The 25,855-nt window shown below is 38.3% G+C and carries 25 protein-coding genes; 5 read left to right on the top strand and 20 right to left on the bottom strand.

From position 1 onward, the window contains the following. Nucleotides 1-10 precede the first annotated feature (10 nt). From radC to JP39_RS04550, 6 genes are all read right to left on the bottom strand, one after another. Nucleotides 11-649 carry a RadC family protein gene (radC, locus tag JP39_RS04575; protein WP_041499494.1) on the bottom strand — a complete coding sequence of 213 codons (639 nt, stop codon included), beginning with the start codon at nt 647-649 and terminating at the stop codon, nt 11-13. A gap of 8 nt (nt 650-657) precedes the next feature. Further along, a complete protein-coding gene (locus tag JP39_RS04570; protein ID WP_041499496.1) occupies nt 658-1,923 on the bottom strand; it encodes a bifunctional folylpolyglutamate synthase/dihydrofolate synthase in 1,266 nt (421 codons plus the stop codon). Nucleotides 1,924-2,329: 406 nt separating this feature from the next. Then, nucleotides 2,330-4,978, bottom strand: coding sequence for a valine--tRNA ligase (locus JP39_RS04565; protein ID WP_041499497.1), 2,649 nt, complete (start codon nt 4,976-4,978; stop codon nt 2,330-2,332). 850 nt (nt 4,979-5,828) lie between these two features. Next, nucleotides 5,829-7,046, bottom strand: a complete 1,218-nt coding sequence (gene thiI, locus JP39_RS04560) for a tRNA uracil 4-sulfurtransferase ThiI (RefSeq protein WP_041499499.1) — start codon at nt 7,044-7,046, stop codon at nt 5,829-5,831. Between the two features lie 9 nt (nt 7,047-7,055). Beyond that, nucleotides 7,056-8,201 carry a cysteine desulfurase family protein gene (locus JP39_RS04555; RefSeq protein WP_041499500.1) on the bottom strand — a complete coding sequence of 382 codons (1,146 nt, stop codon included), beginning with the start codon at nt 8,199-8,201 and terminating at the stop codon, nt 7,056-7,058. 75 nt (nt 8,202-8,276) lie between these two features. Next, complete coding sequence (locus JP39_RS04550) at nt 8,277-9,965, bottom strand: septation ring formation regulator EzrA (RefSeq protein ID WP_041499502.1); 1,689 nt, start codon at nt 9,963-9,965, stop codon at nt 8,277-8,279. Nucleotides 9,966-10,909: 944 nt separating this feature from the next. Here JP39_RS04550 and rpsD point away from each other — a divergent pair. Next, a complete protein-coding gene (gene rpsD / locus JP39_RS04545) occupies nt 10,910-11,521 on the top strand; it encodes a 30S ribosomal protein S4 (RefSeq protein ID WP_041499503.1) in 612 nt (203 codons plus the stop codon). A gap of 174 nt (nt 11,522-11,695) precedes the next feature. On the opposite strand, the gene ltrA is transcribed toward rpsD, so the two are convergent. The 3 genes from ltrA to JP39_RS04530 all read right to left on the bottom strand — a co-directional run bounded on the left by ltrA (nt 11,696) and on the right by JP39_RS04530 (nt 15,098). Then, on the bottom strand, nt 11,696-13,072 hold the full coding sequence (gene ltrA / locus JP39_RS04540) for a group II intron reverse transcriptase/maturase (protein ID WP_048698678.1): 1,377 nt from the start codon (nt 13,070-13,072) through the stop codon (nt 11,696-11,698). Nucleotides 13,073-14,053: 981 nt separating this feature from the next. After that, on the bottom strand, nt 14,054-14,260 hold the full coding sequence (locus JP39_RS04535) for a hypothetical protein (protein ID WP_041500891.1): 207 nt from the start codon (nt 14,258-14,260) through the stop codon (nt 14,054-14,056). Between the two features lie 208 nt (nt 14,261-14,468). Next, complete coding sequence (locus JP39_RS04530; RefSeq protein WP_245626353.1) at nt 14,469-15,098, bottom strand: DUF1054 family protein; 630 nt, start codon at nt 15,096-15,098, stop codon at nt 14,469-14,471. A gap of 21 nt (nt 15,099-15,119) precedes the next feature. On the opposite strand from JP39_RS04530, the gene JP39_RS04525 reads away from it, so the two are divergent. The 3 genes from JP39_RS04525 to JP39_RS04515 all read left to right on the top strand — a co-directional run bounded on the left by JP39_RS04525 (nt 15,120) and on the right by JP39_RS04515 (nt 17,249). Beyond that, on the top strand, nt 15,120-16,421 hold the full coding sequence (locus JP39_RS04525) for a replication-associated recombination protein A (RefSeq protein ID WP_041500887.1): 1,302 nt from the start codon (nt 15,120-15,122) through the stop codon (nt 16,419-16,421). Continuing rightward, a complete protein-coding gene (locus tag JP39_RS04520; RefSeq protein ID WP_041500885.1) occupies nt 16,411-16,689 on the top strand; it encodes a hypothetical protein in 279 nt (92 codons plus the stop codon). Before JP39_RS04525 ends, JP39_RS04520 begins: the two co-directional genes overlap by 11 nt. An 86-nt stretch (nt 16,690-16,775) precedes the next feature. Next, complete coding sequence (locus tag JP39_RS04515; protein ID WP_041500883.1) at nt 16,776-17,249, top strand: universal stress protein; 474 nt, start codon at nt 16,776-16,778, stop codon at nt 17,247-17,249. Nucleotides 17,250-17,344: 95 nt separating this feature from the next. On the opposite strand, the gene JP39_RS04510 is transcribed toward JP39_RS04515, so the two are convergent. From JP39_RS04510 to JP39_RS04470, 9 genes are all read right to left on the bottom strand, one after another. Next, the gene (locus JP39_RS04510; protein ID WP_041500881.1) at nt 17,345-18,202 is read right to left on the bottom strand and encodes a helix-turn-helix transcriptional regulator; all 858 of its coding nucleotides are present in this window, start codon (nt 18,200-18,202) and stop codon (nt 17,345-17,347) included. 103 nt (nt 18,203-18,305) lie between these two features. Beyond that, on the bottom strand, nt 18,306-18,599 hold the full coding sequence (locus JP39_RS04505; RefSeq protein WP_041500880.1) for a glycine cleavage system H family protein: 294 nt from the start codon (nt 18,597-18,599) through the stop codon (nt 18,306-18,308). Nucleotides 18,600-18,608: 9 nt separating this feature from the next. Continuing rightward, complete coding sequence (locus tag JP39_RS04500; RefSeq protein WP_041500878.1) at nt 18,609-19,811, bottom strand: FtsW/RodA/SpoVE family cell cycle protein; 1,203 nt, start codon at nt 19,809-19,811, stop codon at nt 18,609-18,611. Between the two features lie 12 nt (nt 19,812-19,823). Beyond that, the gene (locus JP39_RS04495) at nt 19,824-20,045 is read right to left on the bottom strand and encodes a DUF2969 family protein (protein WP_041500876.1); all 222 of its coding nucleotides are present in this window, start codon (nt 20,043-20,045) and stop codon (nt 19,824-19,826) included. 12 nt (nt 20,046-20,057) lie between these two features. Then, nucleotides 20,058-20,348: a membrane protein insertion efficiency factor YidD gene (gene yidD, locus JP39_RS04490; protein WP_041500874.1), complete on the bottom strand. Its 291-nt coding sequence runs from the start codon at nt 20,346-20,348 to the stop codon at nt 20,058-20,060. Nucleotides 20,349-20,352: 4 nt separating this feature from the next. Then, a complete protein-coding gene (locus JP39_RS04485) occupies nt 20,353-20,535 on the bottom strand; it encodes a DNA-directed RNA polymerase subunit beta (RefSeq protein WP_041500872.1) in 183 nt (60 codons plus the stop codon). Nucleotides 20,536-20,543: 8 nt separating this feature from the next. Next, the gene (gene mreB, locus JP39_RS04480) at nt 20,544-21,533 is read right to left on the bottom strand and encodes a rod shape-determining protein (RefSeq protein WP_041500871.1); all 990 of its coding nucleotides are present in this window, start codon (nt 21,531-21,533) and stop codon (nt 20,544-20,546) included. 105 nt (nt 21,534-21,638) lie between these two features. Continuing rightward, a complete protein-coding gene (gene murA / locus JP39_RS04475; protein WP_041500869.1) occupies nt 21,639-22,961 on the bottom strand; it encodes a UDP-N-acetylglucosamine 1-carboxyvinyltransferase in 1,323 nt (440 codons plus the stop codon). Nucleotides 22,962-22,986: 25 nt separating this feature from the next. Then, nucleotides 22,987-23,220, bottom strand: a complete 234-nt coding sequence (locus JP39_RS04470; RefSeq protein WP_041500867.1) for a DUF1146 family protein — start codon at nt 23,218-23,220, stop codon at nt 22,987-22,989. 58 nt (nt 23,221-23,278) lie between these two features. On the opposite strand from JP39_RS04470, the gene JP39_RS12665 reads away from it, so the two are divergent. Continuing rightward, nucleotides 23,279-23,548, top strand: a complete 270-nt coding sequence (locus tag JP39_RS12665; protein ID WP_169751870.1) for a hypothetical protein — start codon at nt 23,279-23,281, stop codon at nt 23,546-23,548. Nucleotides 23,549-23,947: 399 nt separating this feature from the next. Here the strand turns inward: JP39_RS12665 and JP39_RS04465 are convergent, their stop codons facing one another. Further along, complete coding sequence (locus JP39_RS04465; RefSeq protein ID WP_041500863.1) at nt 23,948-24,376, bottom strand: F0F1 ATP synthase subunit epsilon; 429 nt, start codon at nt 24,374-24,376, stop codon at nt 23,948-23,950. 17 nt (nt 24,377-24,393) lie between these two features. Next, nucleotides 24,394-25,842 carry a F0F1 ATP synthase subunit beta gene (atpD, locus tag JP39_RS04460; protein WP_041500861.1) on the bottom strand — a complete coding sequence of 483 codons (1,449 nt, stop codon included), beginning with the start codon at nt 25,840-25,842 and terminating at the stop codon, nt 24,394-24,396. Nucleotides 25,843-25,855 lie beyond the last annotated feature (13 nt).

Below are 25,855 nucleotides of genomic sequence, written 5' to 3'. Positions count from 1 at the left end.
AAATCATATCCTAAATTAAATTTAAGGTCTTTAGGCTAGAATAAGTTTTTTTCGTAATAATTAAATGGTCAATTAGGTTTATTCCTATTAGTTGGCAGCTTTTTTTCAACCGCAAACTAAAGTCCTGATCATTAGTCGAGAACATCAGTGAACCATTTGGATGATTGTGCGCCACGATGATTTGTGTCGCTGACATCGAAATGGCTTCACGTAAAATATCCCGTGGATGAACAGTTGCTTGATCGACCGTACCAATAAAAATAACCCTTTCATCGATTACATGATAACTATTATTTAAATAAACAGCCACTAGTTTCTCTTGTGGAGTGTTTCCAATTTTATTTATTAAATGCTGACCTACATCGTCTACGGAAACAACTTTTTCAGATAATGTATCAGATTGAATTTTTCGACTGCCTAATTCAATCGCGGCTAAAACTTTACAAGCTTGTGCCACCCCAATACCATTAAACGACATCAATTGTCTTAAACTCAAATTTAAACCACCAGAATCACAAATGATTTTCTTAGATAAGTCCACAACTGAATTATTTTTGGTTCCATTGCCAATGATCACGGCCAATAATTCTTCATTTTTTAAGGTGCTGACACCATGAGCTAGAATTTTTTCTCTTAAATTTATCATCATAAATCAAATTACGAGAAATAATTCTCCAAATCCGAAATTAGATAAAATGATCCAGTAATCAATAATAATTGATTCTGATTCATCCCTGCCATGATTTTCTGTAATTCTTCACGATAATTTTCAACGAAGAAAACGTTGGTGTACTCTGACAAATTATAATCATCTGCCGTAGCTGAACGCGCCATATCAAGTTTTGTAATATAAACATGATCAACTTTAGGTGCCAACTCTTCGAGAATTTCATGACGATCTTTATCTTTCATTCCAGCATACAAAACAATTATATCCTTATTTTCATAGTTTTTAATCAAAGAATTAATTAAATTGTAAATTGCTGAAATATTATGTGCCCCATCCATCAAAACTAATGGTTTTTGCTGCACAATTTGTGCCCTTCCTGGTAAATGATTTTTATCCAAATTTTCAACAATCATTTCGGTTGAGTACGTTTCTTGCTGAATCTTTTCATAGAGAACGAATGCCTTAATCGCAATCGCTGCATTCATTGCTGTGGTTTTTTCAAATCCCTGACAATGAATTCCCTCTACTGCTACTTTATCATCATAATATGTAAACGAAACATCAAAATTATTATTTTTATAATTTCTTATACCGAAATCATGATCAAATTCAAAAATTGGACTGTTCTGGGTAGTTGCTGTTGATTCGACAATTGGACGAACCGAATCATGGAGACTACCAGTTACAATTGGCTTTTCAAATTTAATAATGCCTGATTTTTCTTCAGCAATGTCTTGAATCGTAGGTCCAATCAACTTTTCATGATCCAAATCAATTGAAGTAATAATTGAGAGCACTGGTGTAATGACATTAGTTTTATCATGCTTAGCACCAATCCCTGCTTCAATCACCGCGACATCGACACGACCACGGAAATAAAAGTAACCTAAAATAGTTACAAATTCAAATTCTGCTAACGGAATATCACCAATTTTATCTTTAATATAATTCACATCATCCAATAAATCGGTATCAGAAATATATTGATGATTAATCTGAATCCGTTCATTGAAACGATTGATGAATGGCGACGTAAACATCCCCACTCTTTTGCCACTGCCTTCTAACAGATTTGCCAAAAAATTAGTTGTCGACCCTTTACCATTGGTACCGGTAATATGAATCGTCTGATAATCATTTTGCGGGTCTCCTAAAAGATGCAGTGCCTGTTTTATATTGTCGAGATTATTCGTCCGATGAAATTTCGGTAAAGCATGAATATAATTCACAGCAGCTTGATAATTTTCTAACAATTTTATCGCTCCAATTTTTTTAAACAAAAAGGGACGGGCATGTGCCCCTCCCCTTTTGTCATTATATACTCAATTATTCTTGATTTCGCGTGGTACTAGTTAAATATTCCGTCTACAGAGCTGGGAAATATTCTCTAGCTGTGCGGACCGGTCCGAGCCAAAGTACGGTCTCGAGCCTCGGTTTGAAGCCTTGACATAATTCGTCAAGTCTCCAAACACGCCCGGTGATATAAGTCCGGGAGAAATCTCCCGTACTTATATCACTACCACAGCACACAAATATTTCCCAGCTCTTCCGACTCATTAATCGTTATTTATTGAACATAAAAGTGTTCAAATGTATTCATATTCAATAAATTTTAGACTATGAAATATTTACAATAAGTTACCCAACTGACAACTTATTCTATTTATTATCTTTTAATTGTTGAATTCTTTGTTCAACCTTAGCTTGACGTGATTGATAGTCGGCTAATTTTTCTTTTTGTTCAGCGACAACTTTTTCAGGTGCCTTATCAACGAAGTTCTTGTTTGATAATTTCTTATCCAAACGAGTAATCTCTTGATTCAATTTCTTCATTTCATCATTTTGACGAGCAATTTCATCATCGATGTTAATCAATTCAGCCAATGGAACATACAATTCAGCACTGTTTGTTACAGCTGTCATTGCCAAAGCTGGAGCTTTCAAGTCAGCAGCAACTTTCAATTCCTTAGGGTGCATGAAACGGTCGATGTATTCTTTGTTGTTCAAAATAACAGCCTTAACATCATCATCTTGTGGCTTGATCATGATATCAACGGCTTTAGACATTGGTGCATTAGCTTCCAAACGAATCTTACGAAGTGACTTGATCAAGTCGATCAAAATATCCATTTGACCCATGGCATCTTCATTGTCTAATTCGGCGTGATATTCAGGATACTTAGCGTGCATGATTGTCTTACCGTTGTGTGGCATTGTCAACCAAATCTTTTCAGTAACGAAAGGCATGATTGGGTGCATTAGACGAAGTGTTTGATCAAGAACGTATGCCAAAATCATCTTCTTTTGCTTCTTAGCAGCTTCATCGTCACCAGTAAGTGTTGCCTTACTCATTTCAATGTACCAGTCACAGAAATCATTCCAGATAAAGTTATATAGATTACGGCCAACTTCACCAAACTCAAAACTGTCCATCAAACGATTGACTTCTTTAACTGTAGAATTCAATTTTGTCAAAATCCACTTATCAGACAAATCGTATGTAGTTACGGCTGAAAGATCATCCATAGCTGGAGTGTCGTCATCAAGATTCATGATAACGTAACGTGATGCATTCCAGATTTTATTGATGAAGTTCCAAGCTGAATCCATCTTATCATAACTGAAGCGTGTATCTTGCCCAGGAGTTGAACCGTTCAACAAGAACCAACGCAATGCATCGGCACCATATTTTTTGATAACGTCCATCGGATCAATACCATTACCAAGTGACTTACTCATCTTGCGGCCTTGTTCATCACGAATCAAGCCGTGAATAACAGCATTCTTAAATGGCTTTTTACCAGTAAATTTCAAACTTTGGAAAATCATTCGAGAAACCCAGAAGAAAATAATATCGTAACCAGTAACTAATGTATCAGTTGGGAAGTAACGTTTGTAATCTTCTGCGTTTTCATCTGGCCAACCCATAGTTGAAAATGGCCATAAGGCACTTGAGAACCATGTATCAAGTACATCTGATTCTTGATCCCAGTTTTCGATATCCTTAGGTGCTTCTTCACCAACGTAAGTTTCACCAGTCTTCTTGTTATACCAAGCTGGAATTTGGTGTCCCCACCATAGTTGACGTGAAATGACCCAATCATGAACGTTATCCATCCATTGTGTAAAGGTATCTTCAAAACGTTCTGGTACAAAGTTAACTTTGTCATCAGTCTTTTGTTGCTTCAAAGCCATTTCAGCTAATGGTTTCATCTTAACGAACCATTGTGTTGAAAGTCTTGGTTCAACTTGAACGCCTGAACGTTCTGAGTGTCCAACACTGTGAACGTAAGGTTCGATATTAATCATGTAACCTGCATCTTGTAAGTCTTTAACAATAGCTTTACGAGCTTCAAAACGATCCATACCGTTATATTTACCAGCATTTTCGTTCATTGTTCCGTCAGCGTTCATTGTGTTGATACGTTCAAGGTCATGTCTGTTACCAACAGCGAAGTCATTAGGGTCATGAGCTGGAGTGATTTTAACCATACCAGTACCAAAGTCTTTATCAACATAGTGGTCAGTGATAATTGGAATCTTACGGTCAACTAAAGGTACGATGATTTCTTTACCAACGATATCCTTGTAACGGTCATCATCAGGTGCAACGGCAACGGCAACATCACCAAACATAGTTTCTGGACGTGTTGTAGCAATTTCGATGAAACCTGAACCGTCAGCGTATGGGTATTTAACGTGATAGAAAGCACCTTGATCGTCTTGGTGAATAACTTCAATATCTGACAAAGCAGTTTGTAGTTGTGGATCCCAGTTGATGATGTATTCGCCACGGTAGATCAAACCTTCGTTATAAAGTTTAACGAAGACCTTACGAACAGCCTTTGACAAACCTTCATCCAAGGTAAATCTTTCACGTGAGTAATCAAGTGATAGACCTAATTTACCCCATTGTGACTTGATAATAGAAGCAAATTCATCCTTCCACTTCCAAACTTCGTCAACAAACTTTTCACGGCCAAGGTCGTAACGAGTAATACCTTGTTCACGTAATTTAGCTTCAACCTTAGCTTGAGTAGCGATACCAGCGTGATCCATACCAGGTAAATACAAAGTGTCGTAACCTTGCATACGTTTGTAACGAATCAAAGTATCTTGAATAGTAGTGTCCCAAGCGTGACCCAAGTGCAACTTACCAGTAACATTTGGTGGTGGGATAACGATTGAATAAGGTTTAGCTTTCTTGTCGCCAGAAGGTTTGAAATCATCATCATCAAGCCAAGCTTGGTAACGTCCTTCTTCGACTTCATTAGGATTATATTTAGTATCCATGTCGATTTCTCTCATAGTTTGTTTCTCCTTTTTATAAAACAATAATTAACTTGTCTTGAGTGGTGCCGTATCCGGGTGCGCAACTTGAAGCCTGCTGTGGGACCGGTGCGAGCCAAAGTGCGGTCTCGCGCCTCGCTTTTGAACTTCGAGAAAACCACTCGAATTCCAAAAGACGTCCTTGTGCTGTAAGACTGTAAAACCACCAGCCTAACACCACTGCCACTGCGGGTTTCAAGTTGCGCACCCGGATACTAATGTTTCTTTTATTTGATAAATATATAAATATCTTGAACCAATCATTAAATGAACGGACAGATGTCTTAATATCAATTACTAAATAATATTAATATCATGACATCCCCAAAAACCGCGAGACTTCGTCCTATTAGGATAAAAATCATTTATAACTAATACTCGAGCCAGAGGTTGACCGTATATGGAGACAGCTGTGGAGGTGGCGTTAGTGCTTTAGCACTTACACCACAGGGCGAGTTTGGAGACTTGCCGATTTTGCAAGGCTTCAAACCGAGGGGCGAGACCTTGGCTCGACCCGGTCCTCATAGCGGCTCCATATACGGTCAACCTCTGGCGGCATCCTTCAAAAAAAGCCAAAGAACAAAAAAAAGACCCCATCCTCAATAGGACGAAGTCTCGCGGTACCACCTAAATTAAGAACCATAAATGGCTCTTCACTCAACAGATAACGGTGGCCCGATCATTTAATTGATAGCTCACAGGTAACAGTTTCCCAGTTCGATTCGGCAATTCTCAACAACATGCCTTCTCTGAAATCTAGCTGAAAAACACTCCTGCTCATAGCTGATATTTTGATGATAAATCATAAACCAAGAAACGTCAATTAATTTTATAGCAAACTGTTGATGTTTTCTTGATCACTTTCCATGAATTTGTCGCCTGGTTGAATAGTTGTAATCTTAATTCCAGCCATTGAACGTTCGATCAAACCGTCAATATCAAGAGAACTCTCAAACTTACGAGTCTTCTCGATATTTGGACGTGTCTTTGGTGAAGGTGGAGCAAAGACTGTACAACAATCTTCAAATGGTTGAATAGACAAATTGAATGTATCGATATTTTCAGCTAAACGAATAATTTCTGTCTTATCCATTGTAGCTACCGGACGCAAGATTGGTGTAGTTGTAACATCATTGATTGCGGCCATACTCTCCAAGGTTTGTGAAGCAACTTGACCAACAGCCTCACCGTTAAAAATAGCTAGACCATGACGTTTTTCACGAATCAAGTCAGTCAATCTCAACATGAAACGACGTTGGATAGTCATCAAGTAACCTTCTGGAACACTTGATTTGATAGTTTCTTGAATTTCAGCAAAAGGAACTTCGATAAAGTTGATGTGACCACCAAAGGCAGTCAATTTAGAAGTCAATTCCTTAGCTTTGTTCAAAGCTTGCTCTGATGTGTATGGAGGACTGAAGAAGTGAACCATTTCGATATCAACACCACGCTTCATTGCTAAATAACCAGCAACGGGTGAATCGATACCACCAGAAAGCATCAACATAGCCTTTCCAGCTGTACCAACAGGCAACCCACCAGCACCTTTAACAGTTAAGTATGACAAGTAAATTCCATCTTGACGAACTTCGACTGAAATTTTAATATCAGGCTTCTTCATTTCAACATCGATACCAGGGAATTCATCACAAATGGCGTCCCCTAATTGTAAGTTGATTTGGTTAGTATCAAGTGGATATTCGTGGTCAGAACGCTTAGTTCCAACTTTGAAACTCATGCCGGGCTTATAAGCTTCATGCATCATTTCGATAGCTTTTTTCTTAACATCTTCAAAATCACGGGAAACTTTAACACTCAATGAAAAAGTTTGGATACCAAAGACATTCTTTAGTCGATCCATAACGGGCTTAGCATCAGTACCATTAAGGTTGATGTGTAGACGGTCACGATGTGGTTGCATTCTAAGGTCAGGAAAGTCTTTCAAAACCTTTGCCACGTTACCATGCAAACGGTCGATAAAACTCTTTCTGTTTTTTCCTTTAGTTGATAGTTCGCCGTAACGAACCATAATTTCAGTATATTCCATCAAATTCTCCTAATTCAAAATTTGGAAATGATCGTGGATCTCATCCAAATTCTTAATAAATTCATTCATTTCTGCTGCAGTATTGTTTTCATCCAAACTGACACGAACGGCACTAGTAGCCACGTTTTCTTGGATATTCATTGCTTTAAGAGTCCCTGATTCAAGACCCTTCTTTGAAGAACAAGCACTTGTTGTCGAGATATAAATATCGCGGTCCTCAAATGTGTGGACAACTGTTTCACCACGAACGCCATCAATTGTAAAACAGATGATGTGTGGAGCAAAATCTTCGCCAATTTGTGAAAAGACGTGAACGTTATCCATGCCTTTTAAGTGATTGACAAGTTGTTCCTTCAATTGTTCCATCTTAGCTGCCTTGCCCGCTTCATTGTCTTTCAACAAACGGATAGCCTTAGCCATACCAGCAATTGCAGGTGTATTTTCAGTCCCACTACGAAGATTGGACTCTTGACCACCACCGGCCATCAAAGGTTCGAGTTGCTTACCTTCTTTCATATAAATAAAGCCAATTCCACGTGGTGCATGGAACTTGTGACCTGAGAAAGTATAGAAGTCAACTCGAGGATCAATAATCTTCGATTGTAAATTCTTACCGATAGCTTGGACGGCATCGACATGGTAACTGATACTTGGATAGTTCTTCAAAACTTGGGCAATTTCGTGAATTGGTTGAATGGCACCAATTTCATTGTTAACCGCCATAGTTGAAACTAGAATTGTATCGTCTCTGATAGAATCTTTGACATCTTGAGCACTGACGTGACCTGATTTATCAACTGGTAAATAAGTTACATCAAAGCCTAATTCTTCAAGCTGGTGCATCGTATTCATAATTGAAGGATGCTCAATTGAAGTAGTGATGATGTGTTTACCAAATTCACGTTTCTTGAACGCAGTCCCCTTGATGATCCAATTGTTTCCCTCTGTACCACCACTGGTAAAGACAACCTCATCTTGTTTGAAACCCATTAGGTTTGCAATTTGCTTACGTGATGTTTCTAGTAATTCGTATGCTTTCAATCCCAACTTGTGCAAACTAGAAGGATTACCGAAGTATTCCTGACTAGCAGCGTTATAAGTTTGAAGAACTGAATCATTAACTTTCGTTGTTGCACTATTATCAAAATATATCATTTTTGCCTCACCAAAATAAAAAGGCCTTAACGGCCTAAAATTTTATCTATTATAACTTAACACACTTTTGAAAAATTATGAATTTATTGTCTCTTTAATCCGAGCCACTGAACCAGCTTCGACATCTTCAAGTGCTTTAGAAATGACGTCAACTGCTTCATTGTAGTCGTAATCATCGTCAAACATCGAACGGGCACGCGTCAATTGATCAGTAAACTCAGGATTCTTATTGTCGTAACGGTTAGCGTATTGCAACAACTTCTCAGCTAATTGAACGTTATATTTCAACTTCTTAGTCTTCTCAACTAAGTTTTCCAAATCCTCTTGGGTTACGATAACTTGCTTGCTGATATCTTCCATATTAATCTGATCAGCATCGAGCTCATCGTACAACTTGTTAATTTCATCATAAACCATGTAGAAGTAATCCAAATAGTCGTCAGGCAGTCCGTTTAAACGTAACTGTTCCATCATCTTCTTTTGAATTTCCAAGCGCTTAGCATATTCGTCAACACTGTTACGGGCAATCTGCTCACTTGAAAGCATTTGGTTCAAATCGTCATTGATAGTCTTCTCGTTAGTTTCAATTTCATCAAGTTGCTTAACAATCTCTTTGAAATCAGCTCTAACTTGGGAAAAGATAACTTGTTTGTCAGCGATACTTTGCACATCAGCATCGTATTCACGACGAATGTCATTCAAGGTATTGTAATTATCTTGGAAAGTATCCAGTGTCTTGTCAGTTAAGATATAGCTTTCTTGAAGTTTTTGAATTCGTTTATCCAAGTGATTGTGTTGGAAAACAGCATGATTCAAATAGTCCAAAACAGGCTTTTGTTCCTTCAAGACATCACGTTTACCATCAATTTCCAATGTCAAAGTCTCATACAAATCATCGATTCGTTGCTTGATATCTTCATTATTAGTATTGACGGCATCGAAGTTTAACTCACCCAATTTAGTATTCGACTCATCGATTTCATGTTGAACGTCAGAAATTGATTGGACAATATCGTCATTAAACTTGAAATGTTGTTGTTCCAACTTTTGATAAACAAACTTAATTTCATCAACTTGACCAGGAAATACTTCATTTAAGTCATGGAATAGTGGTTCAATGATCTTCAATTGGTCAGTAATCAACCCCAACTTGATTTTGACATCATCCAAACATTGACTGGCCTCAATATGGTCACCCTTTTGTGTCAATTGCTTTTCCTTATCTAATAAGTTGGCAATTTCAGATAGCTCATCCTCAAGCTTATCTGTGGCCGGACCATAACTGAATGACTGTGTCAAAACTTGTTTGCGCAAAGTTTGATATTGGCGTTGTAACTCTTCACTATGAGTAGCGTTCAATTCGTTACTGGCTAAAAGTTCATCAAAGCCTTGTGAAACCTCACCAATTTTACCCTCAAAGTCATTCATTTCATTATTTAATTTTTTCAGATCATTAGCTGAACCGAATACTTTAAATTCAGTATTTTTATATTCAGCCGCACGGATCTGTTTTAAGATATCAGAAAAAATGTCGTCAGTCTGCTTGTGATATTCCACTTTCAACTGATTGAAGCGGTCATCACTAGCACCAGCTAGCTTCATCTTTTCCAATTTTTCTATTTTGTCATCCAACTGAGCCTTTTTTAACTCGTCTGTTCGTTCTTTGTACTTATTAAGTGTGGAAGCATTAAGTTTTTGTAGAAACCACATGTACCATAGGAAGAACAGAATGATTAAGATTATTCCAATAATAATTACAAACACATTTACACCCCTAATGACGATTCAGTCTTATCTTTAAGAAATTATATCAAATATTACTCCCATTATTAGTGCTATCCACTTTTCATAATAAAGTTTTAAACTATTACTTAAATATGTCGTCTCCAGAGCTGAGAAGTATTTCGTCTGCTGTGCGGTACGGTCCGAGCCGAAGTGCGGTCTCGAACCTCGGTTTGAAGCCTTTTCACAGACCGGAAAGTCTCCAAACTCGACCGGTGGTGTAAGAGCTAAAGCTCTAACGCCACTTCCACTGCTGGTGAATACTTCTCAGCTCTTCCGACTGGTTTATCTGTTATTTTGAATAAATATTCGAGTCCACAGTCTCATTAGTCAGTATTCAGCATATTAATCTTATAATATAGATGAATTGATTCCACGAGCTTTAATTAATAGTAGTTAATTGCATAAATATTGTATTTATAACTGAAAAATCAGGCAGCTTTGTTCCCCAGTTCTTGACACTTATATCACCAAACCAAACAGCATAGGTGTCAACCAAATATCAGCCAACAAATACATTAGCCGGAGGTGGACACGAATATAGTCCGCAGTGCAAGTGGCGTTAGAACAGCGATTTTCTGTTCTTACACCACTGACGTATTTTGAGATTTGCGGTTTATGCAAAGCTCAAAATCGAGGCGGGAGACCTTGGCTCACGCCGGTCACACCGCAGACTATATTCGTGTCCACCTCCGGCGGCCCCCCCAAAACCCAAAAATAACTTTGACATCTGTCTTTTATCACGGTATACTAGCCTTCGTGTAAAATATGCAGCAAAGAGCGGCAAGAACGTCAACAGTTATCGACGATTTAGTTCAACTAGTAACCTGTGGCTGCACAAGGTGAAAAGTGTAACGATAACTGCACGAATGCTAAGCTCTAGTTAATTATTTTACTCCAGACAAACATTTTGGAGGAATTTATTTATGTCAAGATATACAGGCCCACGTTGGAAATTATCACGTCGTTTAGGTATCTCACTTTCAGGTACTGGTAAGGAAATCGCTCGTAGAAACTACGCCCCAGGACAACATGGTCCAAACGGTGGTCGTCGTAAGATTTCTGAATACGGTCAACAATTAACTGAAAAGCAAAAGTTGCGTTTCATGTATGATGTTAACGAACGTCAATTCCGTAACCTATTTAACCGTGCCGGTAAGATGGAAGGAATTCACGGTATTAACTTGATGATCCTTCTTGAAACAAGATTGGATAACATGGTTTATCGTTTAGGTCTTGCAAGCTCACGTCCACAAGCTCGTCAACTTGTAAACCACGGTCACATCACTGTTGATGGCAAACGTGTTGATATCCCTTCATACGAAGTTAAAGTTGGTCAAAAGATCAGCCTTCGTGAAAAGTCAAAAGACTTGGCTATCGTTAAAGACAACCTTGAAAACGTTGTTGGTCGTCCTGGTTTCGTTACATTCGATGACAACACATTGACAGGTTCTCTAGTACGTAACCCAGAACGTGACGAACTAGAACCAAATATTGACGAATCATTGATTGTTGAATACTACAACCAAATTCTATAATATTTGCCAGAAAATACATTCACTTATTGTGGGTGTATTTTTTTTGTTCTTTTTCTTGAAAACTGCCGTCTCCAAAGCTGAGAGTATTCATCTGCTGATCGAGTAGGAGGTATCTCACGATACCGACCTCTCACACCACCGTACGTACGGTTCCGTATACGGCGGTTCATTAATTTAAGCATTTTGCAAAGACTGGAGTCTTTTGGTCATGTCTATTAGGCCAAAAGATTCTAGCTTTTTCTTGCTTAGGGCGTGTTGCACCACACTGCTGTGCGCTGTTCGCCAGTATCCTTTACTGGAGTTTGCACAGATAAACGCTTGACGCCGTGTCACGCCTAATTTAACCAACTTCCTATACTTTGCTTTGGGTCTTTTCCATGACTTCCAAATATATTGTCTAATACGTGCTCGCAACCAAGAATCAAGTTTTCTGATAAAATCCTTCATCGCACCAATTCCATAGTAATTGAGCCATCCAACCATCTTTTGTCTTATTTCTTTCAGGATAACTTCAAGCTTTCGACCTCGATTCCTCTTTGTGAGTTTTCTTAGCGATTGCTTGACCCTCTTTTCGGCTTGATAGCTCGGGCGTAAACATACGCCCTTGTTGGTAAAGCCTAAAGAGAATCCTAAAAACTTTGACTTTGTTGGCACTGTAATTTTGGTCTTTTCTTGGTTTAAAGTTAGCTTTAAACCACTTTCTAGGAACCTTGAAATACTATTCAGGACTCTTCTTCCTGCTCGTTTACTTTTGACATAAATATTACAGTCATCAGCGTAGCGGACGAATTTATGACCACGGGTGGTCAATAACTTGTCCAGCTCATTTAAATATATGTTGGCCAAGAGTGGAGAAAGGTTACCGCCTTGAGGCGTACCTTTTTCCATTTCTTGAAATAGTTTTCCATCCATTACGCCACTGGTTAGGAACTTACGAATTAGATTTAACAACCATTCATCATCAGTATATTGCTTGATGAACTTGATAAGTAAATCATGGTTCACCGTGTCGAAGTAAGACTTTAGGTCAAGGTCTATCACAACGTGATAGCCTTGCTTGTAAAAACTCACAACCTGTTTTACTGCGTCATGGGCACTTCGATTTGGTCTAAATCCAAAGCTGTTGTTAGAGAAGATTTTCTCAAAGATAGGGCTCATAACCTGCGCCACTGCTTGTTGTACCACACGGTCGAAGACTGTTGGTATACCAAGCTTACGCATAGTCCCATTTGGCTTAGGTATTTCTACCCTTTTGACGGGGCTAGGTTTATAAGTTGAATCACTTAAGGACTTAAGTAGTGCTTCCTTGTTCTTACGAATATAGTCGAACAAGTCATAGACAGTCATTCCATCTATGCCAGCTCCACCCTTGTTTTCCTTGACTCGCTTATAGGCTCTATTGAGATTATTTTCATCTAAAACTAGTTGCTTAAATGAAATGCCATTCTTATTCGTATTTTCGCCAGAAGCGGCGCTACGTACCATCATTTGTTCACATATGTGAGCATTAAAATGGTCGAATTTACATTCTATTTTCTGCGATTGTCGCATCGCTTCCACCTCCAATATCGAAAAGAATTATTAATGTTCAGTCCTTCGTCGCAAAGCGACTACTATGACCTCTGCTGACTTCTGCATCGTTCAGTTAGACATCACGGCCTAATTTGTCTGTAGGACTCATTTCGAGTCCTTGCCAGACATTCGATACAGACCTCCCTGGGTAAGAACGTTAACTTTCGTACCATGTAGCTGTTGGCTCTACTTGATTTGCCCTTGCAGTAGTGATCGGATTTGAATTCCGCGGCACCCTTATCCTGCAAATCCAGCCTTATAGCCACTTCTTGTACATCAGCTCGGTACTTTGCCTTGGACTTCCTTCAGATTCCACCTCACGATGGACACCCTTGTCCTAAGCTAGTGATTCCGACTACTACGGTTCACAGAGGACTTTCACCTCTAAGTTAACGCCCATGCCAGGCGCACCGCGGCACGGCCCGAGCCAAAGTGCGGTCTCGGTCCTCGGTTGAAGCCTTACCAAAGTTCGGTAAGGCTCCAACACGTCCGGTGGTGTAATGGCTAAAGCCATAACGCCACTTTCGCTGCGGATGAATACTCTCAGCTTTTCCGACTAATTTAACTTAATATCAATACTTCTTATATATCACTCAATTATATTTATGTAGTATTTGATTTCTTGGTATTTGATTTCTTGATTTCTTATTAAAATTACGAAAAAAAGATAATAATCTGCAATATTAATAAGATGAAAAATAAATATTAACCAACTAGCCTCCGGTTGTGTGGAATGAACCCGCAGCGAAAGTGGAGTTAGGACGGTGATTTTCCGTTCTTACTCCACAGGACGAATTTTGAGATTTGCGGTTTATGCAAAGCTCAAAATCGAGGGTCGAGACCGCTCTTCGGCTCGAGCTGGTCCCGCAGCAGGTTCAATTCCACACAACCGGAGGCGGCATCCTTAAAAGAAAAAAAAGACAGAAGAATAAATTCTCCTGTCTATAAATATTTAAATACTTAAATTTTTAACTTTCCAATTACGTTCAATATTAAAACCATTCCGACAATGGTAGAAACTAATCCGCTCCACCACATAATGTCATACGTTGGTACGAAGAACAGTTGGAAAAACGCCAACATAATTATTATTCCGATCCAAAACTCAATTGATTTATACCATTTCATCTTGATCATCCCTTTAACTAACCCTATATTTACTTTCATTATAATAACTTTTTACAGAAAATAAATAGCTAATTTCATTTTTCTTTCAAGGTTTCGAACGAAATCGTCGTATTGTCAAATAACTAAAAATACTATTCAAATAATTAAAATATTTGTAATAGCCTATCAACCATCATCACAGTACGTTACGTAATTAAAAAAATAAACTAGATGAATACTCTCAACTCTGGAAACGGCATCCTTCAATTTACCTATCGAATTCCTCGTTAAAAATAACCATCAATTTACTCAACTGCATAAACTTATCAATCAATAGTTGATCATACTCGCCTTTCACAACGACTGGATCATCAGCTTTTAACTCATAACCAATCACTAAATCACTTGATTTAACTTTTTCATAACGGGCAATCACCTTATCCAAGTCACTTGCTGGACGCATTTCACTGGAAGTATGGTCATTTGACACGCCCCAGCCCTCTGTTATGATAGTATCCTGATATTCTTTCAAAATTGGATAATATCCCGGACGTCCTTTAATGTCCGCTAAGAGACTGAATGTGATAAAGTATCGATCAGGCCACAAGCCTAATTCCAAATGCGGTGACTTTTTATACCCACGTTTATCTTGATTAATGGCTAACCAAGTATCGGGTGGTGGATTTCGAGTTCGACGTTGGTGCTTAGCAATTTTCATAAAGAACTGCTGCTGATATTCTGCTTCCAGACGTCGTATCAGTTCGGCACCAATTTCCTCGAATTTTGGATCTAGATTGGCTCTGATCAACCCTAAACGACCAGGCAAAGTCATATCCTCAAAAACTTTAAAATCATTTTTATCAAACATGTTCTCAATCCTTTGTTGTAAAATATACATATCAATTATATAGGAGGAGCTATGCAAAAACCATTAGCATATCGAATGCGTCCAACTAATATCGACGAAGTTGTCGGTCAACAGCACCTCGTTGGTCCCCATAAAATTATTCGTCGTATGGTTGAAGCTAAGATGTTATCTTCAATGATACTTTACGGTCCTCCTGGGATCGGTAAAACTAGTATTGCTAGTGCTATCGCCGGTAGTACTAAATATGCCTTTAGAATGTTAAATGCAGCCACTGACAGTAAAAAGGACTTACAAGTCGTCGCTGCTGAAGCAAAAATGAGTGGTACGGTCGTCTTGATGTTGGATGAAATTCATCGTCTCGACAAAACTAAACAGGATTTTCTCTTACCATTGCTTGAAAGTGGCTCAATTATTTTAATCGGAGCCACAACCGAAAATCCCTATATCAATATTAGTCCTGCTATACGCTCTAGAGTCCAAATCTTTGAATTGAAGCCTCTCGATAGCGATGACCTTAAAAAAGCCGTCAAGCGTGCTTTAAATGACGATCAGAACGGTTTAGGCAAGTACAACGTCAAATTGGATGAAAATGCTTTAGATTTATTAGTCAGTTCAACTAATGGCGACCTACGAAGTATTCTCAATGGTCTAGAATTATCAGTTCTTTCGACCGAATCCAAAGATAACTCAGTTCACATTGATTTACAGTCAATCGAAGAGTCAGTTCAAAAGAAGGCTATCTCCTCAGATAAAGATGGTGACAGTCATTACGATGTCATGTCGGCTTTCCAAAAATCGATTCGAGGTAGTGACCCCAATGCTGCTCTGCTCTACTTAGCACGACTACTTGAAGCTGGCGATTTAACCTCAGCAATCAGACGATTGATGGTTTGTGCCTATGAAGATGTCGGCTTAGCTAATCCACAAGCCTGTGCTCGAGCTGTTCAGGCAGCACAAGTAGCACAAATGGTTGGTTTACCAGAAGCCCGTATTCCTTTAGCAGATGCTGTAATCGACCTCTGTCTATGTCCCAAATCTAACTCTGGTATGGTTGCCATTGACGGTGCCTTAGAAGACGTTAGAAATGGTAAAGCCAATTCCATCCCTGATGACCTCAAGGATGCTCACTACTCTGGCGCCAAGAAACTCGGCCATGGTGTCGGTTATAAATTTCCACATGATTATCCCAACGCCTGGGTGGATCAACAATACTTACCTAACAATTTAGTTAATAAAAAGTATTATCAACCGAACAACACTGGTAAATATGAACAAGCCTTAAATCTACGAATGCAACAAATACACGAATGGAAAATGAATTCAAAACGGAGTCAGAATAATTATGATAATTAAAATTTTGATGATCTTCTTTATTATTTTTTTATTAGCTTTAGCCTATATTCTTTGGAGTCACAGCAGTGGAAAATTCTTAATCTACTCGCCAGATGAAAATCTAACGTTGAAAAATGTCATGCGATTTACGGCCGGATTATTGGTCTTTGTGGCAATCATGGGAATCGTCATTGCCCTTATCGGTAGCAAGGAGGCCAACTTCATTACGCTCCTATTAGGAAGTTTAATTGCAGCGGCCTTTTCAATTTATTTAGCAAATATCCGCTAAATGTTAGCCGATGACTGTATTTATTAGGCCAAATCAACTAAAATAAGGATATAAAGCAGTTACATTACATTAACGGGGTGATACTTATGTTACAACAATATAAAAACATTCTCGTACCAATTGATGGTTCATTTGAAGCTGAGTTAGCTTTCAAGAAAGCTGTTGAAGTAGCCAAGAGAAACAAGGCTGCTATTCACTTAGTTCACGTTATTGATACTAGAGCTTTCCAAAACGTTTCTAGCTTTGATTCAACCATGGTCGAACAAATCACTGAAAAAGCTAAAGAAACTGTTAAGAGTTACGTTAAGACAGCTAAAGATGCTGGACTTGAAGATATTGATTACAGCATCGAATATGGTGCACCTAAAGCAATCATTGCCACAGACTTCCCTAAGAAATTAGGCGTTGATCTTATTATGATTGGTGCTACTGGTTTGAATGCTATGGAAAGATTATTGATTGGTTCAGTTACTGAATACGTTACTAGAACTGCTGCTTGCGATGTTTTAGTCGTTAGAACAGATCTTGATAACAAGACAATCAAGAAACCTAAGAAATAGACGATACATAAAAATAAATGGTATAAAAAAAGAGGACTGATTCGAAAGAATCGGTCCTCTTTTTTGGAACGGAAATTAATAAATTGTTTTTTTTATTAAAAGATATTCAAATGCATATCTTTCACTTTAGCTTTTAGTTTTTCAAAAACTGGTTTGTTCTCACTGATACTTGAAATGACGTAGGCTTTGATGTAGTCCTCGTCAGTCTTTTGACCTTCACGAGTACCTGCGTCTGCTAAGTAACAGTACATTTCATCGAGTTTGAACAATGTTTGTTCTTTTCTAGCAATGAAGATACCTTCGTTAGCATATTCCATAGCCTTTTGATTGTCATCCAATTTCAATGAAAGATCGGCCATGTTAGCATAAATCAAAATGCTATCGTGATAATTTTCGTCGCCAATCTTATCAAGACTAGATTTAATCAAGTCTTTAGCTTGATTGTAGTAAACTCTAGCTTCATCGACTGACTTTTTATTGATGTAGGCCTTTGCGGTAAAGACATCGATCAGAATATCGTACATATCAACGTTAGCGATGTTAACGTTCATAGCGCGGTTGAAATCGAAAATGGCTTTGTCATAATTCTTGCTTGTGACATATTCGATCAGACCGTTGAAGAAGTGTATCAATTTGATTTCTTGTTTATTATTGACGTTGATGTTCTTAAGCTTACCCAGTTTGTCGCTAATACCATCAAAATCATCTTGATAGAATGACTTCTTAATGTCACTGATGATTGAATAAATCTGACTATCGTCATTGACGATTACGAGGTTCATTGTGATACCCAGTCTTTCACAAATGCGAACCAATATTTCCATACTTGGAATCTTGTCCTTTTTTTCAATCAGGCTGACAGTTGCCTGTGTACAAATGCCATCAGCTAACTCAGATTGAGAAATACCTCTGAGTTTTCTGTAATGGCGAATTTTTTCACCTAATATTTTCATTCTAAACTATCCCCATTCATTTATTAATTCCAAGGATAATTTAAACAGTTATTAAAAAATGTTGCAAGAAATAAGCAGCGATAAAAAGATAAATTTTAAAAATTTAATTATTTACTTCAAAGAACCATGCGTCTTTTTCGGTACCATTTAATAATTCAGGATTATCATTTAATTTATCGTTAACCTTGACGATTTTACCGGTAACAGGTGATTCTAGCTCAACCACAGCCTTTTGAGCTTCAATCTCGCCACTTGATTCGCCTTTTTTAATATCAGAATCTACATCAGGTAATTCGACATATTTGACATTGCCTAAAGCGTCTTGACCCTCTTTTGTTAGGCCTATACGAGTTGTATGTTGGCCCTTCTTAATCCAGTAATAATTTTCATCAGTCATAACCAATTCCTACCTTTGCTTAAACGTACCATTTTCAAACATGTAACTCTTGTGGTGGAATCTCATTGACATAACTAAGCCAATACCGATCATGTTACCCAATAGGGCTGAACCACCTTGTGAAATAAACGGTAACGGAATACCAGTCAATGGCAATAATCCAACACTCATACCGATATTTTCGAACACGTGGAACAAGATCATCATGATAACACCAGTTGATACATAGGCATAAAATTCATTCTTAGTATCAAAAGTTACTTGAATCATTTGATAGATTAATAAGAAATACAACAAAATTAATACACAAGAACCAATGAAACCAAAGTTTTCACCGATAACTGAAAAAATCATATCGGATTCACGAACTGGAACATAAACATTTGAGACATTGAAGCCTTTACCAAATAATTGTCCAGAACCAATGGCCTTCATATTCTGCCATATTTGATACCCGTTTTCCGAAGTATCAGCAGATGGATTGAGCCAACTATCAATACGGGAGAACTGATAAGCTCTAAAGCCGAAGTGACCAAGCACCTGTCGACCCCAGTCAGTTGTAGCAAATAGCAAAGCCGTTCCACCAATAACGGCAACGATTAGAAAACCAGTTAAAAGGATTCGCCAGTCAATTCCCGAGACTAAGATCATCCCACCAAGAATGGCGACGAAAACCAAAATAGTACCGAAGTCATTTTGCAACTTCAATAGCACCATAACTGGCAATGTCCACAAAAACAACTTCCCAAGCAATAAGAAGTCTGAACTTATCTTATGAACTTGGTGTTGGCTGTTGTGATTCGTAATGACTTTACCCAGCATTAATATAAACGCCGGTTTCATCACTTCAGATGGCTGAAAGGTAAACGAACCAATGGCAAACCAACTCTTAGCACCAGTACTTGCCGCATAAGAACGACTGTAAAAGATCAGCACCAGCATCAGTAACGCTATACCAGCAAAGTAGGCATAATTAGCCACCTGCCAGAGTTGTTCCGCGTCAAACTGCATAATAACAGCGATTATCGCCGCACCAATAACATACCAAGCGACTTGCGAAACAACATTTTTTAAAGGATTCTGAGAATCTTGAATTGTCGCAACATAAATAGACATTAAGCCTATAATTGCCAACATCATTACAGAAAAAATAATTCCATAATCGATTCTCGAATCCACATCATTTTTTCGATTATTTTCTCTTATTTGCATGTTTTACACCTGCTAATGATTATGTAAATTATATTGCATTAGCAATTCGTTAATTGCGTCGTCCAATTTTACTGATTTAAATGGTGTTTCGTTACTTTCAACGAATGAAAGATAACGTTCGCCATCTTTTTTGATAGTTCCGATATATTTTTTGCCATCCCAAAGCTCATATGTTTCAGGATCACTACTGATATCTTTTAAATTAATTTCAACTGCTCTTTTTCTACTAGACATTGAATCTTTCCTTTATTTGTTATGAAATTTTTTTGCGATAATTTCGTCTTCATACTTTTCTGGATGAGGATTTCTAAAAATAGTGAAATTATCTGGCACTGGATCTACTCCACCACGGACAAAGGGATTACAGCGTATAATACGTGCAATCCCCATAATGGTACCCAAAATTCCACCGTGCATTTTAACTGCATCTATAAAATAGGTCGAACATGTTGGGTAATATCGACAACTCGGTGGTAATACTGGAGAAATAAATTTCTGATAGAATCGAACGATTCCAATTAAAATCTTCTTAAGCATGATACTACCTTAAAAAGTCGAACATATGCATCCAAGTCCCAGGCCACAAAACAGCAAGTGGATTAGATCCACCCAAGGCTGAACCAATCAACATACCCAGAACTAAAAAGATTAGCATTAACAATAGTACCCAACCTATTTTCCTAAAAATATCGCGACGATATTCTTTACCAAAGTCTCTCTTCATTTTTCATCCTAGTATTTTTTATGTTTTTCAATATTTTCCAATAACACACCAGTACCCAAAGCAACTGAATCTAAGGGACTGTCAGTTAGTAGAACGGGAACTTGAAGTTTTTCAGACAATAGCTTGTCCAAATTCTTCAATAGGGCTCCACCACCTGTAAGCATGATACCACGGTCAATGATATCACCTGATAGTTCTGGTGGTGTTTGCTCCAAAACGCTTTTAGCGGCGTTGACAATCTGTTCTATGCCATCTGACAAGGCCTCTTGAATCTCAACTTCATTTGTTGTGATTTCTTTTGGCAATCCAGTGACAATATCAATACCACTTGCAGAGAATGTTTTACTTTCATCGGCATCCATAACACAACCAATTTCCATCTTGATTTGTTCAGCAGTTCTTTCACCGATGATCAAATTGTGATGTTGCTTGATATATGCTTGGATGGCTCCAGTCATCTTATCACCCGCAAAACGCAATGATTGACTTGTTACAATATCACCCATTGAAATGACAGCAATATCACTAGTACCACCACCAATATCGATCACCATGTTACCTTGTGGCTTAAAGATATCTAAACCAGCACCTACGGCCGCAACCTTTGGCTCTAATTGAAGATATACTTTACCACCACCGGCTTGTTCAGCAGCTTCGATAATTGATTTTTGCTCAACTGGAGTTACGTTAGTTGGTGCACAAATCATGATTGTTGGTTTTGAGAAACGACCACCGACATCCAATTTTTCAATAAAGTATTGCAACATTTTTTCTGTAATATCAAAGTCAGCAATAACCCCATCTTTTAAGGGACGGATAGCTTTGATATTAGCTGGCGTTCTACCAACCATCAAATAAGCATCCTTACCAACAGCGACTACATCATTATTATTTGTATTAATTGCCACAACAGAAGGTTCGTTCAAGACGATTCCCTCTCCTTTGACATCAATAAGTACATTTGCTGTACCCAAATCAATTCCTAGATATTTCGACATACTATATCCTCCAAGACTTAAACACAAAAAGTATATCATAACCAGCTTAATCATTAAATTGCCAATAAAAAAAGAAAGTGGGAATTCCACTTTCTCAAGCTAATATTAAGCCAATTTTATTGCACTCGATACTGTATTTAACACTAAAGTTTCACGGCCAGCTTCATCAACTGAAACACGTCTAATTTTAGCACCTAAATTTCTTAACTTTTCAGTGAAATGATAATATCCACGATCCAAATATTGAAGGTTTGAAACACGAGTCTCGCCTTCAGCAACTAATCCTGCTAGAACAAGTGCTGCAGCAGCACGTAAGTCAGTAGCAGCAACATTAGCACCACTTAGTTGAGCTGGACCAAACATAATAACTGAATTACCTTCGATCTTATAATCAGCTTTCATCTTACCGAATTCTGGGAAATGCATGAAACGGTTTTCGAAAACTGTTTCTGTCATAACTGTAGTACCAACACTTAATAGTTGAGCTAAAGTCATTTGAGCCTGCATATCCGTTGGGAATCCAGGGTGAGGCAAAGTTTTTACATCAACTGGTTTTAATTGATTAGTTCCAATGACACGAATTCCTTCATCAGTTTCATCGATCTTCACACCCATTTCAATCAATTTTGAAAGTAATGGACGATTATGAGCAGCTACGGCATCTTGAATAAAGATATCTCCGCCAGTAACTGCAGCAGCAACCATGAAAGTTCCTGCTTCGATACGATCTTGCATAATTGAGTGTTCGCAACCGTGAAGTTTTTCAACACCATTGATACGAACAGTATTAGTTCCGGCACCAGTTACTTCGGCACCCATTTTACCTAAAACATTAGCAAGATCAACAATTTCGGGTTCTCTAGCAGCGTTATCGATGACAGTTTCACCATCTGCCAAAGTTGCTGCCATCATAATATTTTGAGTTGCGCCAACACTTGGGAAATCCAAGTAAATGTTAGCACCGTGCAATCCTTCAGTTTCAGCGTCAATAAAGCCACCATTTTGACTGAATTTAGCACCCATGGCTTCCAATCCCTTGATATGAAGATCAATTGGTCTGGAGCCGATGGCACAACCACCAGGCATGGCAACGTGAGCTTCTTTGTTGCGAGCCAAAAGTGGTCCTAAAACAACGATGGAAGCACGCATTTTATCTACAAGATCTTCAGGAGCAGTAGTTGAAGTTCCTTTGCTTGTATCAACTGTAAGTACTTCATCCGCTTCATCATATGAAACATCAGCGTTCAAAGCTTTCAAAACTTTAGACATAGTAATTACATCCGATAACGGAGGAATATTCGTTAATAAGGTTTTACCCTCAGATGCTAGAATAGTTGATGCTAAAATTGGTAAAGCAGCATTCTTAGCACCTTCAATTCTGACTGTTCCCTTTAATTGCGTAGGTCCATTTACGATTATTTGTTGCACAATATTCTCCTCCAAAAACCTGGAATCATTTAAAAAGCAAGGCTATATTTTGAGATAGACTGAAAATACTCATGAAAAAAGAGCTTACTGTATAACCAAGAGCGATTGCAATAAACGCTACAAGTAATTGTAACATTTTAGGATTGGATTTGTTATATATCTTTTTCCAATCCACAACTTGCAATAGATTAAAACTTAACCAGATAAATATAACATGACTTATAAGAGTTATTATCGCATTAATTCCGATATTTATCATTTTATAAACCTCACTTTTCTAAATAATAACATTTTCTTAACTTTTTTGAAGTTTTGGGTTGTTAACTTTAAAAATACTTAAAGCTGCCGTCTCCGGTTGGCAGAGAAAATTCGCCTGCTGTGAGGAACGGTTCGAGCCAAAATTCGGTCTCGAACCTCGCTTTGAAGCCTTGCCACAGTTCGGCAAGTCTCCAAAGTCGTCCTGTGGTGTAAGAGCTAAAGCTCTAACGCCACTTTCACTGCACCTGATTTTCTCTGCCAACCTCCGACTAGTCCCTTTCAGCGCTTTAAAAGCAAAACCTAAAACCAATCTTAATACTTGCAGCTAATTTAATATCCTTGAGATTATACCAGAATTAAAAACCTTCTTCTCCATTACTAGTAAATTACAAAAAGTTAAATACACTTATACTGTTCGACCAAGCTTAATCAAATATCAGTTATATCAATTTAAATAATTAAACATTATCAGATTCCAGAGTTAACTTAGCCGAAGGGCGTGAGATATGCTTACCCGCCATGAAAGTGGTGTTAGAGTGGTGAACCTCCACTCTTACAGCACAGACGTATTTTGAGATTTGCGGTTTTTGTAAAGCTCAAAATCGAGGTGCGAGACCTTGGCTCGCACCGGTCCATGGCAGGTGGCATATCTCACGCCCTTCGGCGGCATATTTCAAAAGCAAAAAAAAGAAGGCTGAAAATAAATCTCAGTCTTCTTTTTGAATTAATTAATTTCGATGTGAACTTACGTTAATTCTGTTTATAGCTTTACGTAGAGATACCTGAGCACGAGCCAAGTCATCAACGTTGTGTTTTTCTTCAGCAACCTTGATTGTTTGTTCAGCTTTTTGCTTAGCATATTCTGCACGTCTTAAATCAATGTCTCTAGCTCTTTCGGCACTATTTGCGACGATTGAAACTAGATCATTGCTAAACTCCAAGAACCCGCCATTTACAGCAATTGAGTCTTCATGATGAGGCTTGTCCACACGACGGACACGTACTTCATCAATGATCAATGGGGCGATAATTGGCTCATGGTGAGCCATGACACCAATTTCACCGTCAATAGTACTCAACACAACGAGTTTTGCATGATGATCGTAAACAACACCATCGGGAGTAACAATATTGACCGTCATAATATTTTCAGCCATATTATCTCCTCCTATCCTTAATTGGCAACAGCTTGTTCAGTATTTTCATCTTCGTCAGCTGGTTTCCAGCCCATCTTCTTGGCTTTATCAAGAACGTCTGAGATTCCACCAACACCGTTGAAGGCATCTTCAGGAACGTCATCATATTTACCATCTAAGATAGCACGGAAGTCCTTAACTGTTTCAGCAACTGGAACATAAGAACCTGGTACACCAGTAAATTGTTCAGCAACACTGAAGTTTTGTGACAAGAAGAATTGGATACGTCTTGCACGGGCAACAACAGTCTTTTCTTCATCAGACAATTCGTCCATACCTAAGATAGAAATAATATCTTGGAGTTCGTGATATCTTTGAAGAACTTCTTGAACTTCTGTGGCAACATCATAGTGTTCTTGACCAATAACATCTGGATCAAGAGCAGATGATGATGAAGCTAGTGGATCAACGGCTGGATAAATACCTTGTTGTGTCAACTTACGTTCCAAGTTGGTTGTAGCATCCAAATGGGCGAAAGTTGTAGCTGGAGCTGGATCAGTATAATCATCGGCAGGAACATAAACGGCTTGAATTGATGTGATTGAACCCTTCTTTGTAGAAGTGATTCTTTCTTGCAATTGACCCATTTCTGTAGCCAATGTTGGTTGGTAACCAACGGCTGATGGCATACGTCCAAGCAAGGCAGAAACTTCTGAACCGGCTTGTGTAAATCTGAAGATATTATCGATGAACAATAGCACATCTTGACCTTCAACATCACGGAAGTACTCAGCAATTGTCAAACCTGTTAAGGCAACACGCATACGAGCACCAGGTGATTCGTTCATTTGACCATAAACCATGGCTGTTTTAGCAAGAACACCAGATTCCTTCATTTCATAATAAAGGTCATTACCTTCACGTGTTCTTTCACCAACACCAGTAAATACTGAAATACCACCATGCTCTTCAGCAATATTGTGGATTAACTCTTGAATTAGAACGGTTTTACCAACACCGGCACCACCGAACAAACCAACTTTACCACCACGAACGTAAGGTTCGAGTAAATCGATAACTTTGATACCTGTTTCAAGAATTTCAGTTGATGTATTTAATTGATCATAAGGAGGTGCTTGACGGTGAATACTATTTCTTGGGAAGTCGGCTGGAAATGCCTTTCCTCCATCGATTGATTCACCTAAAACGTTGAACACACGACCCAATGTCTCTTTACCAACTGGCACAGAGATAGGACCTTCAGTATTAACAACTTCGTCACCTCTTTGAAGTCCATCGGTAGAACTCATAGAAATAGCACGCAAGGCGCCATCACCTAGTTCTAGGGCAACTTCAAGGGTAATTTCTGATCCGTCGCTTTTCTTAACTGTTAAAGCGTCGTTGATCTCTGGTAAGTCTTTATCTAATGAAAACTCAACATCGACAACTGGACCGATTACCTGAATAACTTTTCCTTTGCTACTCATTAATTTGGCTCCT

The organism is Companilactobacillus heilongjiangensis (genome assembly GCF_000831645.3).
GTDB classification, from domain to species: Bacteria; Bacillota; Bacilli; order Lactobacillales; family Lactobacillaceae; genus Companilactobacillus; species Companilactobacillus heilongjiangensis.
The sequence above is the reverse complement of the archived record's forward strand: the minus strand, read 5'-3'. Positions and strand labels throughout refer to the sequence as shown.